Source organism: Actinoallomurus sp. NPDC050550 (genome assembly GCF_040655075.1).
Classification (GTDB): domain Bacteria; phylum Actinomycetota; class Actinomycetes; order Streptosporangiales; family Streptosporangiaceae; genus Actinoallomurus.
In genome coordinates, this window is sequence record NZ_JBFAJC010000004.1 from 267,047 (window position 1) to 281,785 (window position 14,739).

Annotated in this window: 15 protein-coding genes; 7 read left to right on the forward strand and 8 right to left on the reverse strand. The window is 70.8% G+C overall.

Annotated elements, in window-relative coordinates; translation table 11 throughout:
- Window positions 1-18: 18 nt before the first annotated feature.
- A complete protein-coding gene (locus AB0I04_RS07605; protein ID WP_360880705.1) occupies window positions 19-1,527 on the reverse strand; it encodes an MFS transporter in 1,509 nt (502 codons plus the stop codon).
- Window positions 1,528-1,661: 134 nt separating this feature from the next.
- On the opposite strand from AB0I04_RS07605, the gene AB0I04_RS07610 reads away from it, so the two are divergent.
- The 3 genes from AB0I04_RS07610 to AB0I04_RS07620 are packed head-to-tail and all read left to right on the forward strand — an operon-like array spanning window position 1,662 to window position 3,780.
- Window positions 1,662-2,423 (forward strand): TetR/AcrR family transcriptional regulator, encoded by a 762-nt coding sequence (locus AB0I04_RS07610; RefSeq protein WP_360880708.1) that lies wholly within the window; start codon window positions 1,662-1,664, stop codon window positions 2,421-2,423.
- Window positions 2,420-2,578, forward strand: a complete 159-nt coding sequence (locus AB0I04_RS07615) for a hypothetical protein (protein WP_360880711.1) — start codon at window positions 2,420-2,422, stop codon at window positions 2,576-2,578. Before AB0I04_RS07610 ends, AB0I04_RS07615 begins: the two co-directional genes overlap by 4 nt.
- 59 nt (window positions 2,579-2,637) lie before the next feature.
- A complete protein-coding gene (locus AB0I04_RS07620) occupies window positions 2,638-3,780 on the forward strand; it encodes an acyl-CoA dehydrogenase family protein (protein ID WP_360881042.1) in 1,143 nt (380 codons plus the stop codon).
- Window positions 3,781-3,865: 85 nt separating this feature from the next.
- Here the strand turns inward: AB0I04_RS07620 and AB0I04_RS07625 are convergent, their stop codons facing one another.
- Window positions 3,866-4,789 carry a zinc-binding dehydrogenase gene (locus AB0I04_RS07625; RefSeq protein ID WP_360880714.1) on the reverse strand — a complete coding sequence of 308 codons (924 nt, stop codon included), beginning with the start codon at window positions 4,787-4,789 and terminating at the stop codon, window positions 3,866-3,868.
- Between the two features lie 65 nt (window positions 4,790-4,854).
- Window positions 4,855-5,280, reverse strand: a complete 426-nt coding sequence (locus AB0I04_RS07630; RefSeq protein WP_360880717.1) for a nuclear transport factor 2 family protein — start codon at window positions 5,278-5,280, stop codon at window positions 4,855-4,857.
- Window positions 5,281-5,420: 140 nt separating this feature from the next.
- Here AB0I04_RS07630 and AB0I04_RS07635 point away from each other — a divergent pair, with 140 nt between their 5' ends.
- Entirely contained in the window at window positions 5,421-6,347 is a 927-nt protein-coding gene (locus AB0I04_RS07635; RefSeq protein ID WP_360880720.1) for a LysR substrate-binding domain-containing protein, read from the forward strand.
- Here the strand turns inward: AB0I04_RS07635 and AB0I04_RS07640 are convergent.
- Window positions 6,337-7,164 carry a hypothetical protein gene (locus AB0I04_RS07640; RefSeq protein WP_360880723.1) on the reverse strand — a complete coding sequence of 276 codons (828 nt, stop codon included), beginning with the start codon at window positions 7,162-7,164 and terminating at the stop codon, window positions 6,337-6,339. The two genes, AB0I04_RS07635 and AB0I04_RS07640, sit on opposite strands and share 11 nt — an antisense overlap.
- A gap of 70 nt (window positions 7,165-7,234) precedes the next feature.
- Between AB0I04_RS07640 and AB0I04_RS07645 the strand changes: the two genes are divergently transcribed.
- Window positions 7,235-8,071 carry a 2,3,4,5-tetrahydropyridine-2,6-dicarboxylate N-succinyltransferase gene (locus tag AB0I04_RS07645; RefSeq protein ID WP_360880726.1) on the forward strand — a complete coding sequence of 279 codons (837 nt, stop codon included), beginning with the start codon at window positions 7,235-7,237 and terminating at the stop codon, window positions 8,069-8,071.
- A gap of 106 nt (window positions 8,072-8,177) precedes the next feature.
- Here AB0I04_RS07645 and AB0I04_RS07650 read toward each other — a convergent pair whose 3' ends face one another.
- Window positions 8,178-9,002 (reverse strand): lysozyme, encoded by an 825-nt coding sequence (locus tag AB0I04_RS07650; RefSeq protein ID WP_360880729.1) that lies wholly within the window; start codon window positions 9,000-9,002, stop codon window positions 8,178-8,180.
- A gap of 262 nt (window positions 9,003-9,264) precedes the next feature.
- On the reverse strand, window positions 9,265-10,173 hold the full coding sequence (locus AB0I04_RS07655; protein WP_360880732.1) for a peptidoglycan recognition family protein: 909 nt from the start codon (window positions 10,171-10,173) through the stop codon (window positions 9,265-9,267).
- 213 nt (window positions 10,174-10,386) lie between these two features.
- Here AB0I04_RS07655 and dapE point away from each other — a divergent pair, with 213 nt between their 5' ends.
- Window positions 10,387-11,442, forward strand: coding sequence for a succinyl-diaminopimelate desuccinylase (gene dapE / locus AB0I04_RS07660; protein WP_360880735.1), 1,056 nt, complete (start codon window positions 10,387-10,389; stop codon window positions 11,440-11,442).
- 47 nt (window positions 11,443-11,489) lie between these two features.
- Entirely contained in the window at window positions 11,490-11,885 is a 396-nt protein-coding gene (locus tag AB0I04_RS07665) for a MerR family transcriptional regulator (RefSeq protein WP_360880738.1), read from the forward strand.
- 133 nt (window positions 11,886-12,018) lie between these two features.
- Here the strand turns inward: AB0I04_RS07665 and AB0I04_RS07670 are convergent, their stop codons facing one another.
- Together AB0I04_RS07670 and AB0I04_RS07675 are read right to left on the reverse strand one after the other, a co-directional pair.
- Window positions 12,019-14,175, reverse strand: a complete 2,157-nt coding sequence (locus tag AB0I04_RS07670) for a bifunctional polysaccharide deacetylase/glycosyltransferase family 2 protein (protein WP_360880741.1) — start codon at window positions 14,173-14,175, stop codon at window positions 12,019-12,021.
- The gene (locus AB0I04_RS07675) at window positions 14,175-14,651 is read right to left on the reverse strand and encodes a hypothetical protein (protein ID WP_360880744.1); all 477 of its coding nucleotides are present in this window, start codon (window positions 14,649-14,651) and stop codon (window positions 14,175-14,177) included. The genes AB0I04_RS07670 and AB0I04_RS07675 overlap by 1 nt, the downstream gene beginning before the upstream one ends.
- Between the last annotated feature and the right edge of the window lie 88 nt (window positions 14,652-14,739).

Sequence of the window (14,739 nt, forward strand, 5' to 3'; positions counted from 1 at the left end):
CGGATTAGACCGCTGTGATCATGCGTTGCTCTCGACGGCCGGTTCGGGGGTCTTCTCCGGTTCGGGGCGGGGCTTGGGGCGGAGCACCGAGAAGGCCAGGACGGCGGCGGCGATGCCGCCGAACACCCCGACGATGGAGGTGGTCGACATGGCGTCGACGAACGCGTCCTTCGCGGTCCGGGCCAGCGTCGCGTCGCCGCGTGCCGCCGCGATGGCGAGGGCCTCGCCGATCGAGTGCCGCGCCGGGCCGGTGACGCTCTTGGGCATGTTGGAGGTGTAGGCCGCCGTGAGGACGCTGCCCAGGATGGCGACGCTGAGCGCCTGGCCGACCTGCTGGACGGTGTCGTTGACGGCCGAGCCGACCCCGGCCCGCTCGGGGGGCAGGGCGCCCAGCAGGGTGCCGTAGGCGGCGGGTCCGGCCGTTCCGCTGCCCGCTCCGATGACCACGAGGGCGATGGAGAGCTTGAGGTAGCCGTCGCCCGGAGAGATCGAGTAGAGCACCGCGAACCCGCCGGCCAGCAGGATGAGCCCGGCGGCGAGCGCGACCCGGGCGCCGAACCTCTTGTCGACCACCACACCGAGGCCGTTGAAGGCCATCGCGGTGATGACGAGCGGGATGAGCGCGGTCCCCGCCTTCATCGGCCCGTAACCCAGCACGAACTGCAGGTACTGCGTGAGCGCCAGCAGCACGCCGCCGGCGGAGAACGACAGCAGGACGATCGACAGGCTGGCGCCGCTGAAGTTCCGGTCGCGGAACAGGGCGAGCGGCAGCATCGGCTCCCGGCAGCGCCGCTCCCACAGGACGAAGGTGGTGAGCGCCACGACCGCGACGGCGAACCCGCCGAGCGTCTGGGCGGAGGACGAGCCGTCCTTGGCCGAGTTGATGACCCCCCACACCAGGGCGGTGATGCCGACCATGGACAGGAGGGCGCCGACGAGGTCGGGGCGGACGGCGGGTCCCCGCGACTCGGGGATGATCAGCAGCGCGGCGATGATGCCGAGGATGGCGATCGGCACGTTGAGCAGGAAGACCGAGCCCCACCAGAAGTGCTGCAGCATGAAGCCGCCCAGGGTGGGGCCGCCGACCGCGCCGAGCATGAGGACCGAGCTCCAGATGGCGATGGCCTTCTTGCGCTCCGTGTCGTCGAAGACGGTGGTGAGGATGGACAGCGTGCCCGGCATCAGGAACGCGCCGCCGATCCCCATGGCCGCGCGGGCGGCGATGAGCTGACCCGGGTTGCCGGCGAAGGAGGCGACGAGGGACGCGCCGCCGAACAGGACCAGCCCGATGATCAGCCCGCGGCGCCGGCCGTGCCGGTCGGACAGGCTGCCCGCGGTGAGCAGGAGCCCGGCGAAGACCAGGATGTACGCGTCGATGATCCACTGGATGTCGGAGCTGCTCGCGTGGATGTTCCGGATCAGTGACGGGATGGCGACGTTGAGCACCGTGTTGTCGATGACCAGGACGAGCAGGCTCAGGCACAGCACGCCGAGGATCCACCAGCGGCGCGGATGAGAGGTCGACATGAGCGTCCGTTCGTACGGTGTGCGATTTTCTCGAACACCGTACCACGCTGCTCGCACGCCGTACCACGCCGCTCGAACACTGTACGAGCGACGGTAGGCTGGAAGGACAACCCACCCCTGGTGAAGGACGTCGAATGTCGTCGAACGCGGATTCCGTCGCGAACTCCGTCTGGAACCGGCCGCCGCGCTCGCGCGGTGGCCAGCCGACGCTGAGCCGCGAGCAGATCGTGCGCGCCGCCATCGAGCTGCTCGACGAGAAGGGGCTCGACGGCCTGAGCATGCGCCGCCTCGGCAGCAGGCTGGCCGCCGGTGCCACCTCCCTCTACTGGTACGTCGCGACAAAGGACGACCTGCTCGAGCTGGCCCTCGACGAGGTCATGGGGGAGATCGAGATCCCGGACACCGATGCGGCGGACTGGCGGACCGCGGCCTCCGCCGTGGCCCACGGACTGCGCGCGATGATCCTGCGCCACTCCTGGGTCACGGGTCTGTTCGGCATCCGCCCCGCCATGGGTCCCAACGCGATGGGGACGAGCGATCGAGTGGTCGGGGTGCTGACGGACGCCGGCTTCTCGGGCATGGAGGTCGCTTACGCGAGCTCGCTGCTGATGTCCCATGTCATCGGCTCGGCCACGACGGAGGCCGCGTGGCGAAGGTCGATCGCCCCGTCGGGCAAGACCGCCAATGAGGTGGTCGAGGAGATGCGGCCGTACATCGACCAGGTCGCCTCCCGCTACCCGAACTATGGCGCGTGGTGGGAGGAGAACAAGGCGCTGGACGCCGATGCCATGCAGGACGACAACTTCGCCTTCGGGGTGGAGCGGCTCCTCGACGGCCTGCAGTCGTGGCTCGAACGGCGGGACGCCGGGGACCGTCACGACGCCGGCCGTGCGTGAGCGGAAGTGACCGTCCCCGGACCGGCGGACGGTCACCGTCGCGGTACGCGCTCGTGCTCGCGGGTGTCGCGGTCCTCGGCGTGCTGGTGAGCGTCCTGTCGGCGGGGATGGTGCTGCGCCATCGGCCGATCGCGGCCCTCTGGAGCCGGGAGTGACCGCCATGTAAGTGATAAATTACTCGCGAGTCGGTTGTTCAGTCCGAGGGAGGCCGATGGTGCGGCGCGAGATCTTCACGGATGAGCACGAGGCCTTCCGGGACATGGTGCGGTCGTTCATCGCCAAGGAGATCGCACCCTTCCACGAGCAGTGGGAGAAGGACGGCGTCGTCTCGCGCGACGTGTGGCTGGCCGCCGGACGGCAGGGGCTGCTCGGCATCGACATCGCCGAGGAGTACGGCGGCGGAGGCGACCCCGACTACCGCTACTACGTCGTGTTCAACGAGGAACTGGCCCGCGCGGGCGTCCACGGCCCCGGCTTCGCGGTCCACAACGACATCAACGGCGCGTACCTGAACCGGCTCGCCACCGACGAGCAGAGGCGGCGGTGGCTCCCCGGCTACTGCTCCGGCGAGCTCGTCACCGCGATCGCCATGACCGAGCCGGCCGCGGGTTCGGACCTGCAGGGCATCCGCACCACCGCCGTACGGGACGGCGGCGACTACGTCCTCAACGGGCAGAAGACGTTCATCTCCAACGGCATCCTGTCCGACCTGGTCATCGTGGTCGCGCGGACCGACCCGGACGCCGGGCACCAGGGCATCAGCCTCCTCGTCGTCGAACGCGGCATGAAGGGCTTCGAGCGCGGCCGCAACCTCGAAAAGATCGGCATGCACGCCCAGGACACCGCCGAGCTGTACTTCGAGGACGTCCGCGTGCCCCGGGAGAACCTCCTCGGCGAGGAGGGGCAGGGATTCATCCACCTGATGCAGAACCTCCCGAGGGAGCGGGTGTCGATCGGCGTGACGGCCCTGGCGGGCGCGGAGAAGGCCTTCGAGCAGACCCTGGAGTACTGCAAGACCCGGGAGGCGTTCGGCCGCCCGATCGGCCGCTTCCAGCACAACCGGTTCACCCTGGCCGAGATGAAGACCGAGCTGACGGTGGCCCGCTCCTTCACCGACCGGTGCATCACCGAGCACGTCGACGACCGCCTCGGCACCGAGGAGGCCTCCATGCTCAAGTGGTGGAACACCGAGCTGTGCAACCGGGTCATCGACCGCTGCCTGCAACTGCACGGCGGTTACGGCTACATGAGCGAGTACCCGATCGCCAAGGCGTACCTCGACTCCCGGATCCAGACCATCTTCGGCGGCACGACTGAGATCATGAAGGAGATCATCGGCCGCGGCCTCGGCGTCTAGTGCCGCGTCGATCAACGTTGTTCGTCATGGATTCCAGCTACGTAGATCCGAGCTACATGGATGGGGTCGTTGCGTCCTCGCGCCATCACCCGACCGTGAGGACCGCGTTGCCGCGGATCCTGCGGGCGCGCAGGTCGGTGATGACGTCGGCGGTGCGGCTCCAGTCGAGCACCGTGCCGATCTCGGGGTGCAGCCGGCCGCCGGCGACCAGTCTGACGAGTGCGGCCAGGTCCCGGCCGTAGGTCACGTCGGACACCGTGTAGTCGAAGTGCCTGATGGCGGCCTGGTCGGGGCCTTTGAAGAAGCCGAAGAAGTCGAGCGTCACCGGGGTACGGCTGGCCTGGCCGAACCAGACCAGCAGGCCGCCCGGCGCCAGGTGCGCGAGTGCCGCGGGCAGGCTGTCGCCGCCGACCGACTCCAGCACGATGTCGTACGGGCCCGTCGCGTCGTTCACCGAGGTCAGCAGGTCCGTCGCGCCGAGCTCCAGCAGCCGGGCACCGCGTTCCTCGGTGGCGCTGACGGCCGTGACCTGGGCGCCGGACGCGGCGGCGAGCTCGGTGACGTAGTGGCCGACGCCGCCGCTGGCGCCGGTGAGGAGCACGCGCCGGCCGGCGAGCGGGCCCGCCGCGCGGAGGAGCCGCAGCGCCGTGATCCCGGCCAGCGGCAGCGCCGCCGCGGTCACCGCGTCCACGCTGTCGGGCAGTTCGGCGACGCTCGATGTGGGCACGGTGACCCGCTCGGCCCATCCGTAGGCCGGAGGGTGGGCCACGACGCGGGTGCCCGGCGCCGGTCCGGTGCCGTCCGCCGCGGCGCGCACGACGGTGCCGGCGACGTCCTTGCCCGGGCGCCAGCCCGGCCAGCGGCGGTCGAGCGCGCCGTCGAGCTGGAACGTCTCGCCGCGGTTGACGGAGTACGCCTCCACGGCGACCACCACCTCGTCGGCTGCGGGCTCGGGCTCGGCGGCCTCACCGAGGACGACCGGCTTGTCGGCGGCGGGATTTGGAAGCATCGCCTTCATTTTGGAACTTTGCCTTTCGGGGTGTTCGGGAATGGGTGGACCGGCGGGCCGACAGGTCAGTCGAAAACGACGTTCTTCGCGTGCAGGGTGTCGAAGTACTCGCGGACCGCCGCGATCTTGCCGTCGCGGACGGTGAAGATCGCCAGGCAGTGCTGGTCGTAGCGCCCGCCGGACTTGCTGAGCGCACGGGTGTTCCACTCGGCCAGCACCTGGTCGCCCTCGGCGATCACTCCCGTGAATTCCAGCGCCAGGGATTCCGGCACCAGCCGGGACACCATCGCCGGCACGAACTCGCCGAGGATCTCGTCCGGCCCGGTCCACGTCCGCGACAACGGCAGGTCGCCCGCCAGCGTCCAGGTCGCCTCGGGGGTGAAGAAATCGCGGAGCACCGCGAAGTCGCCGTCGGTGAGGGCATTCATGTAATCGAGGACAACGGCCTTGCTCTGCGCAGTTACGTCATCGGCATTCAGCGTGGAAGTCATTTCCCGCGCCTTTCTCGAGGAGGTCCTTTCTGACGTCTCGAACCTAGGCGGCACCGGACGGAGAAGGGAAAGACCTGTTGCTTCTCGGCTTAGAACGTTGCGGCATAAGTGCAGGTCGGAGCCCGTGTATGATGACTCGCGTGCCGGATCTTCACCGCCTTCGCTGCTTTCTGGCCGTCGCGCGGGAACGCAACTTCACCCGTGCCGCCGAGCAACTGCACATCGCCCAGCCCGCGCTGAGCCGCCACGTCCGGCAGCTCGAGCAGGAATTGGGCGTACGGCTGCTGGACCGGACCACGCAGTACGTCGAGCCCACCGAGGCCGGCCGGGTGCTGATGGAGCGCGGGGCGGCCCTGTGCGAGGAGGCCGACCGTCTGTGGCGCGACGTGCGCGCCTACGCCGACGGCGAGCACGGCACCCTCACGATCGGCTACAGCGCGAGCCTCGGCTACGAGACCGCCCCCGCCCTCCTCACGGCCCTGGCCGAACGGCACCCCGGCATCACGGTCGACACCCGGCTGCTGGCCACGACCGACATCGTCGGCGGCGTCGCCGACGGCACCCTCGACGCGGGCCTGGTGCGCTGCCCGCCGCCCGTACCCGACCTGGTGCGCACCATGCTCAGACTGGAACCGCAGGGCGTGCTCATGCACGCCGAACACCCGCTCGCCGGCCGTCGCGCGGTGGCCGCCGCCGACCTCGGCGAGGAGACCCTGCTCGTGCACGCCCGGGAGGCCAACCCCGGCCACCACGACGCGATCATGGAGATCCTGCGCCGCACCGGCGTCTCCCCGCGGCTACGACCGCGTCAGTTGTCGTTCGACGCCGCGCACACCCCGGTGGCGCGGGACGACGCCGTCTCCATCGTCGGGCAGTCCGCGGCCGGAAGCCTGCCGCCCCACCTGGTGTGGCGGCCGTTGACCCCCGCGACCACGATCGAGATTCACCTGCTCACCCGCGGCAAGGGCACCGCCCCCGCCCTCGCCCGGCTGCTGCGGACGGCGTCCGCCACGGCCCGCGCCCACGGCTGGCTCCGCACGGCCGACGCGGCGGGCCTCAGCGGATGACGATCCGGTCGGGGGGCGCTTCCTTGTCGCGCGTCCAGCCGTCGTGCCCCTGCTCCGACCGCCAGTGCTTACCGGCGTAGCGCACCTCGCGGAGCCCGAACGGCTGGGCGTGCGCGACCATCCAGGTCGCCATGGTCCAGCCCGCACGGGAGTTCGCCGTCGCGGTGATCGCGTCGCCGCCGGTGTCCTTGCGCTTCAGCGCCTTTTCCAGCGCCTCCAGAGCCTGCCGCGGGTCGCTCTGCTTCTTGCGCTTGTTCGGGGGGTACCAGCACCGCACGGCGCCGGGCACGCGCCCGGTATAGGCCGCGGCCATGATCTTGGCGTCTTCCTCGTGCCGGGCGTACGCCGTGCCGTCCGCGCTGCGCTGGACCTTCTGGGCCGCCTCGTGGACGGGCATGCCGGTGTAGTCCTTGATCTTGACGAGAGCACTGAAGAACCGGTTCGCGGCGTACACCGGGTCCTTCAGCTGGTTGACCGTCCCCCATCCCTGCGACGGGCGCTGCTGGAACAGGCCGACCGAGTCGCGGTCGCCGCTCTCGAGGTTGCGCAGGTGCGACTCCTGCAGCGCCGTCGCATACGCGATGATCACCGCCTCTTCGGGCAGTCTCTTGCGCAGCGCGACGGCGGCGATGGTCGCGGCGTTGCCCGCCTGGTCCAGGTCGAGCGGCATCACGCCGGCGGTCGTCCGGGCCTCGCAGTTGGTGCCGTGGAGGTACGGGCGGAAGTGGACGTACAGCGCTATGGCGCCGCCGACGATGACGAGCGTCGTGGCCAATCCGATGATGGCGAGCCGTAGCCGCCCACTCCTCCGACTCACGGCACGAAGGTACCCGGTTCGCACACCCTGCCGGACATCTTGCGCCGAGGCCGCCGCTATCCTCACCGGCATGACCGACACGTTCACCAGCCCGATCTCAAGCGCCATCGATGAGCTGTGGGAGCGCCGGGCCGACCTGAGCCCTGAGGACACCGACGCCCGTTCCGTCATCGTGGCCGCCGTCGATCTGCTCGACGCCGGGCAGGCACGTGTGGCGTTCGTCGACGAGGCCACCGACGAGGTGATCGTCGACGAGCGCGCCAAGCGGGCCATCCTGCTCGGCTTCAAGGTGCTGGGCATGGCTCGGGCGCAGGTGGGCGACTTCCACTACCACGACCGGATCCCGCTGAAGACCCGCCTCGACGGCGTGCGCGTCGTGCCGGGCGCCATCGCCCGCTGGGGCTCCTACCTCGCGCCGGGCGTCGTCCTGATGCCGTCCTTCACCAACATCGGCGCCTACGTCGACTCCGGCACGATGGTCGACACCTGGGCGACGGTCGGATCCTGCGCGCAGGTCGGCAAGAACGTCCACCTGTCCGGTGGCGTCGGCATCGGCGGCGTGCTGGAGCCGCCGAACGCCAAGCCGGTCATCATCGGGGACGAGGCCATGATCGGCAGCCGCTCGATGATCGTCGAGGGCGCCCGCGTGGGCACGGGCGCGGTCGTCGGCTCCGGCACGAACCTCTCCGCCTCGATGCCGGTCATCGACGTGGAGACGGGCGAGGAGCTCGGCCGCGGCCGGATCCCCGACTGGTGCGTCGCCGTCGGCGGCACGCGCCTGAAGGAGTTCTCCGGCGGCACCTTCGGGATGCCCGCCGTCCTGGTGATCAAGCGCCTCGAGCCGGGCGTACGGCACGACAAGTCGCAGCTGAACGACGTCCTGCGCGACCACGGCCTGAGCGCCTGACGGACCCGTACGGGGGCATCCGGCGACCCGGAAGCCCCGACGGACCGGACGCGAACGCGCACGGCGCCGGAGCCCTGCCCCGGCGCCACGCCGCGCCGTCACACGATCAGGTGTTGTCGGCCAGGGCGAGCAGACGTGCCGAGGTTCCGTTGAAGACGTCCTGGTCGCCGGGGAACGTCCCGCTGTCGGCGTACTGCCAGAAGGTGTAGAAGCCCCAGCCCGCCGGCAGCGTGCCCGCGGAACTCGACCACTTCGCGATCCACAGCGGGCTGTTCGTGGCGAACGTCGTGTCGCTGTTACCGGTGCAACTGGTCCACCAGCTCAGGCTGGTGTAGATGACCGCCCACCGGCCACTCTTGGCGTGGTACTCGTTGATGAACGCGTGGATCCAGCTGCGCATCGACGCCTGGCTGAGCCCGTAGCAGGACGCCCCGTACGGGTTGCTCTCCAGGTCGACCGCGCCGGGCAGGGTGTGGTGGTCCGCCGACCAGCCGCCGCCGTGGGCGGCGAAGTAGTCGGCCTGCGCCGCGCCGCTCGAGGTGTCCGGCGTGGCGAAGTGGTAGGCGCCCCGGATCAGGCCGACGTTGTACGACCCGACGTACTGCTGCGAGAAGTAGGGGTTCTGGTACGACGTGCCCTCGGTGGCCTTGACGTACGCGAACTGCGCGCCGTTGCTCTTGACCGAGCTCCAGTTGACGTTGCCCTGGTGGCTGGAGACGTCGAGGCCGAGCGGGCCGGACACGAGCGGGGTGACGGTGCCGGACCCGCTGCCCTCGAGGCTGGAGCCGGCGTGGTCCTTGTCGGGGTGGGTGATCGGGTTGGGTGACGCGCCGGCCGCGGGGCCGGCGGCCAGGACGCCTCCGGCGAGAGTGAGCGCGGCGAACGCCGTGCTCAGCCGGCGGATGATGCGGTTGCGGGGGGACGGGGCCACGGTTCCTCCTGGGGTCGTGTGGCGGGACGGGAGGGGCCGCCCCTGGGGGCGGGGCATGCCACGTGCGCGGGCCCGGTGACGGCGGGTCGCCGTGGGCGGGCGGATCGGTCGACGGCGAGTCGTCGTGAGCGGGCCGAGTCAGGTGACGGCGAGTCGTCGTGAGTGGGCGGGGCGATCGATGGTGGGTCGTCCGCGAGTGGGCGGGGCGGTCGACGGTGGGTCGACCGTGAGCGGGCCGGATCAGGTGACGGCCGGTCGGCCGTCAGGGGCGGGGTTCGGTGGCGCCGACGGCGGGGCCGTGGTCGCCGAGGGTGCGTGGGCCGGGCAGGCCGGATCGTGTGACGGAGCCGGCGCGAGCGGCGGACGCCAGGCCGAGCGTGCCCGCGACCTCCGATCGGAGCCGGGACAGTTGGGCGTAGAGCGCGTCACCGGGGCACTGGGTGGGGTTGTAGTCGCGGTGGCCGACGATCGCGGTGTCCGGGGACAGCCCGTACAGGTCGCAGAGCCAGGCGAGGGTCTGGACGAGGGCGTTCCAGAGGGCGGTGGGCGGGAGCTCGGTGGTGTAGGTGCCCTCGTTCTCGATGCCGAGCGTGTGGCCGTTCTCGTTGGCGCACTGGGCGCCGAAGACGTTCTTGCGCTGCCCGATGGCCTCGAGCGTGCGGTTGCGGCCCTCCATGACGTAGCCGCCGCGGCTGATGGTCAGCTGCTGCCCGGTGTCGCTCCAGCCGTTGGTGTCCATGTGGAGGTTCTGGCAGTCGCGGGACAGCTGGAAGGCGTGGGCGAGGGAGTAGTCGGTGGAGTTGGGGAACGCCATGTGGTGCACGATCAGGTGGTCGGGCGCCTTGATGATCGTGGCCGGCGAGGTGGGCGGACGGGCGCTCCACTCGGCGCGCGTGTAGACGCGAGGCGCGGTGACGGCCCGCGCGCGGCGGGGCCGGGCCAGGTCGGCGGCGCCGATGAGAGCGGCACCGCCCGCGATCGCGGCGGCCCGCGTGAGCAGATCGCGACGGCCGAGACCACCGGGCGCGGCGGTCGCTCGTACGAGCGGGTGGCGGTCGGTGGTACCGGGTATGGCTGCGGCTGAGGTGATCGGGTCGTGACGGTCGGGGACGGGGCTGTCGTACGTGAAGGCCACCCCTGGGGTGAGGCGGCCGGCGGGGGGTTCCGGCATGGTGGGAGCTCCTTCCGGCGGGGGTGAAAGGGGCCCGCTCCCACATATGTAAATATCCAACGGCAGGACCATCGAATAGGTGGAAAATTCCCCTAAGCTCAGCCGTTTTTTGGCAGATCGTCACATCCGCGCAGCTGATACCAGGTCGACGCCGGTTTCCGGTGGGAGGGCGACTGGCCGGATCCGGGCACGTCTGGCGTAGGCTCATGCGGCATGCGGCTTGATCTGACCCAGGACGTCGCCTCCCTCACCGCGGCGATCGTCGACATCGAATCGGTGAGCGGCAACGAGAAGGCGCTCGCCGACGCCGTCGAGGAGGCGCTGCGCGCCCTGCCCCACCTGTCCGTCGAACGCGACGGCGACACGGTGATCGCGCGCACGTCGCAGGGCCGGAGCGAGCGGGTGGTGATCGCCGGGCACCTCGATACGGTCCCGGTCAACCACAACCTCCCCTCCCGGGTCGAGGGCGACCGCCTGTACGGCTGCGGGACCGGCGACATGAAGGCCGGCGTCGCCGTGCAGCTCAAGCTGGCCACCATCGCCGAGACGACCCGGGACGTCACCTACTTCTTCTACGAGTGCGAAGAGGTCGAGGAGGCACGCAACGGGCTCAGGCGCATCGGGCAGACCCGCCCCGAGCTGCTGCAGGCCGACTTCGCGGTCCTCATGGAGCCGTCGGGTGGCATCGTGGAGGGCGGCTGTCAGGGCACCATCCGCGTGGAGGTCAAGGTCCCGGGCGAGCGGGCGCACAGCGCGCGGTCGTGGATGGGCTCGAACGCCATCCACCACGCCGGCGCGGTCCTCGACGTCCTGCGGGCGTACGAGCCGAGCCGCCCCGTGGTCGACGGCCTGGAGTTCCATGAGGGCCTCAACGCGGTGTTCATCGGGGGCGGCGTCGCGGGCAACGTGATCCCCGACGAGTGCGTCGTCACGATCAACTACCGGTTCGCGCCCGACAAGTCCCTGGGCGACGCGGAGAAGTACCTGCGCGAGCTGTTCGAAGGCTACGAGGTGACCGTGGTCGACGGCGCTCCCGGTGCGCGGCCGGGCCTGACGCATCCGGTCGCGTCCGCGTTCGCCGCGGCCACCGGCGGCGAGGCACGTGCCAAGCTCGGCTGGACGGACGTGGCGAGATTCTCCGAATTGGGCATTCCGGCCGTCAACTACGGCCCCGGCGAGCCCAGCCTGTCGCACACGCGTGACGAGTACGTGGAGATTCCGCGTATCTTCGCCAGCGAGGAGCGAATGCGGGCCTGGCTCACCACGTGAGCCGTGCCCGGCCCTTGACCCGGTTATCGACGCGGAAGGGCGACCTCATGGCCCAGGCACTGGCCCACGGACTGACGATCGCGGAGGCGGCCGAGCATACCGGCGTCTCCACGCACACCCTGCGCTACTACGAGCGCATCGGCGCGTTCCGGGAGCCGCCGGAGCGCGACTCCAGCGGGCACCGCCGCTACACCGAGCGGGACCTGTCCTGGATCACGCTGCTCACCCGGCTGCGCGCGACGGGGATGCCCATCGCGACGATGCTCCGCTACGCCGAGCTGGCGCGGGAGGGCAACGGAACGGCCGCCGACCGCAAGGCCCTGCTCGTCGCGCACCGCGCCGAGGTGGCCGCGCGCATCGACGAACTGCAGCAGGACCTCGAGCTCATCGACCACAAGATCAACGTCTATGAGGAGATCGACCGCACCCGCTTCGGCCGGTGACGGCTCCGTACGGTCGGCGGCAGGGGCGTACGACTGGTGATCGGTCCGCGCGAGCGTGGCCGGTCCGCGTGACCGGCGGCCCGGTGAAGACGTCCGACGCTCCGTACGGGCGTCGGACGGCTCCGTACGGGTCTCAGGCGCCGACCTGGGAGGGCAGCGGGTCGCCCTCCGAGAACGTCCCGGTGCGCCGGATGACGTGCCAGCGCAGCCGGGCGCCCAGGACGGCCGTGACGAGTGACTGGATGACCACCAGGTACATCAGCTGCCGGTAGACGATCTGCTGGAAGGGCATCACCCACAGCGTGGTGAGGCGTTCGCCGTCGAGCCGCAGCGCGTACATCGCGGCCGCCGCCTGGGCCACCGTGAACAGCACCCACGACCCCGCGACGGTCAGCGGGTCGAGGACGAATATGCCGTAGAGGGCGAAGACGTCGACCACGGGCGCGAGGCACGGCAGGGCGACCTGGAAGAGCGCCAGGTACGGCAGGCAGCGGCGGCCGAACCGGCCGGACCGGCCGCGTTCGACCAGCGCGCGCTTGTGCTTCCACATCGACTGCAGGGTGCCGTAGCACCAGCGGTACCGCTGCTTCCACAGCTGCCGCAGCGACGACGGCGCCTCCGTCCACGCCACGGCGGTCTCCTCGTACACGACCCGCCAGCCCGCCCGGCAGATCGCCATGGTCAGGTCGGTGTCCTCGGCGAGGGTCTCGGTGCTGAGCCCGCCGACCGACGCGAGAGCCTGCCGCCGGAAGGCGCCGATCGCGCCGGGCACGGTGGGCATGCACTCCAGCACGTCGAACATCCGCCGGTCGAGGTTGAACCCGATGACGTACTCCAGGTGCTGCCAGCGGCCGATGAGACCCTTGCGGTTGGCCACCTTGGTGTTGCCGCTGACCGCCCCGACGCGCCGGTCGACCAGCGGCCGCACGAGGTTGCCGATCGTGTCGCGCTGGAAGACGGTGTCGCCGTCGACGAGGACGAGGACGTCATGGCTCGCCTGCGCGATGCCCGTGTTCAGGGCGGCCGGCTTGCCGCCGTTGGGCCGGCAGATGAGCCGGACGTTCCTGAACTCCCGCTGCAGCCGGTCGCCGATGACGGGGGTGTCGTCGGTGGACCCGTCGTCGACGATCAGCACCTCGATCGGCGACGGGTAGGTGGTGTTCACGAGGGAGCGGACCGTCGCCGCCAGGCCGACCTCCTCGTTGTACGCCGGGACGATCACCGACACCGGTGGCGGGACGCCCCCGGCGGTGAGCCATGGCGAGGGCCCGCGGCGGGGTCGGCGCCGGACCCGCCGTACGTGGACGTGCGCGAACAGCGGGAGGGCCAGCAGCCGCAGCGTGGTCAGCGCGCCCGCGATCGCGAAGAGGATCCCGAACCAGCCGGCCCACAGGTCGGACCAGCGCTGCGCGGCGGTCAGGGCCGTTCCGGTCACCTTGTCGAAGGTCGAGGCGGGCACGTCGGTGGACGGCAGCCGCGTCGCCTGGCTCAGCGTCGTGAACCGGTACCCCTTGGCCGACAGCCGGGTCAGCAGCGCGTCGAGGGCCTGCACCGTCTGGGCCCGGTCTCCTCCCGAGTCGTGCATCATCACGACGGCGCCGGCGCCCTTCGTGGGCGTCGCGGCCTGGATGATCTTCTCCACGCCCGGCCGCCGCCAGTCCTCGGTGTCCTGGTCGGTGAGCGCGACGACGTAGCCCTGCCTCCCGGCCTCCTGGGCCGCTCGGTACTCCGGTGCGGACAGGCCGTCCGGCACGGAGGAGTACGGCATTCGGAGGAGCCGGGTGTTGATGCCGGCCGCGCCGGCGAGCGCCCGCTGGGTCAGGCCGAGTTCGAAGCGGATGCGCCATGGCGGGGAACTGGCCATGTCGATGTGGGTGTAGGTGTGCGAGCCGATCTCGTTGCCCTCGCGGATCGCCCGCTTGACGATGGCGGGGTGGTCGGCCACGCGTGCCCCGATGACGAAGAACGTCGCGTGGGCCCCATGACGCCGCAGCACGTCGAGGATCCGCGGTGTCCATCGGGGATCGGGCCCGTCGTCGAAGGTGAGCGCGATGGTGCGGCGGGGTGTCCGGATGCTCTTCGGTTCGCCGCCCGACAGGTTCACGACGGGACCGCCGTCCGCGACCGCGGACGGCGCCGAACCGCTTTTCGCGTAGTTGTGCTGCGTCGACTCCCCGACCACGTTGTGCGCGTAACCGGTCAGCAGGAGTCCTGCGACGAGGGTGACGGCGCCGAGGAAGAGCAGGATCCAGTGGCCGCGCGGATCACGCCGGCGGTCCCGGCGTGCCATCAGGGCTTCCTCGGGTTGGGGCTCTTGGTCCGGCCGTAGGCGTGCCCCTTGCCGGGGACGGTGGTTGCGGATGTCGGCGTCACCGGCGGCGTGGTCGCTCCGGTGGTCGGCTTGGAGGACGTCGTGGCGCTCGGGTGGGTGCCGCCCGCGGGCGCGTGGGACGCGCCGGCCGTCGGCGCCGGGCCGCTCGGAGCTCCGCCGGCGGCGGAGCTCCGGTTCGGAAGCGGGTTGTGTCCTCCGCTGCGAGGCATGAGCCCGTCCTCGGCGGGGCCGCGGCCCGACTTCGAGTGCTTCGTCTCGGGCCACGGGGTTAGCGGCACCCGCGATCCGGTGGCCAGCCCGATGCCGACGAGCACGAGATAGGCGGCGACGACGCACCCGAGCGCGATCCCCAGGCGGCGCGCGATCCGCGCCCGGCGGCCTGTCGCATCGACGAAAACGGGCTCCGGCTCGAGCACCTCAGTCGCTTGGTTCACGGCCGAAGTCTAGAGCCCGACAAAACGACAAACAGCACAAATGGGTTTGTTGTCCTGTAGTTAGGGTGGTGTCCGATTGCTCAAAACC

Coding starts and splice junctions, on each gene's coding strand:
- AB0I04_RS07610 (WP_360880708.1), top strand. CDS start 1,662: ATGTCGTCGAACGCGGATTCCGTCGCGAACTCCGTCTGGAACCGGCCG.
- AB0I04_RS07670 (WP_360880741.1), bottom strand. CDS start 14,175: ATGGCACGCCGGGACCGCCGGCGTGATCCGCGCGGCCACTGGATCCTG.
- AB0I04_RS07655 (WP_360880732.1), bottom strand. CDS start 10,173: ATGCCGGAACCCCCCGCCGGCCGCCTCACCCCAGGGGTGGCCTTCACG.
- AB0I04_RS07665 (WP_360880738.1), top strand. CDS start 11,490: ATGGCCCAGGCACTGGCCCACGGACTGACGATCGCGGAGGCGGCCGAG.
- AB0I04_RS07630 (WP_360880717.1), bottom strand. CDS start 5,280: ATGACTTCCACGCTGAATGCCGATGACGTAACTGCGCAGAGCAAGGCC.
- AB0I04_RS07645 (WP_360880726.1), top strand. CDS start 7,235: ATGACCGACACGTTCACCAGCCCGATCTCAAGCGCCATCGATGAGCTG.
- dapE (WP_360880735.1), top strand. CDS start 10,387: ATGCGGCTTGATCTGACCCAGGACGTCGCCTCCCTCACCGCGGCGATC.
- AB0I04_RS07625 (WP_360880714.1), bottom strand. CDS start 4,789: ATGCTTCCAAATCCCGCCGCCGACAAGCCGGTCGTCCTCGGTGAGGCC.
- AB0I04_RS07605 (WP_360880705.1), bottom strand. CDS start 1,527: ATGTCGACCTCTCATCCGCGCCGCTGGTGGATCCTCGGCGTGCTGTGC.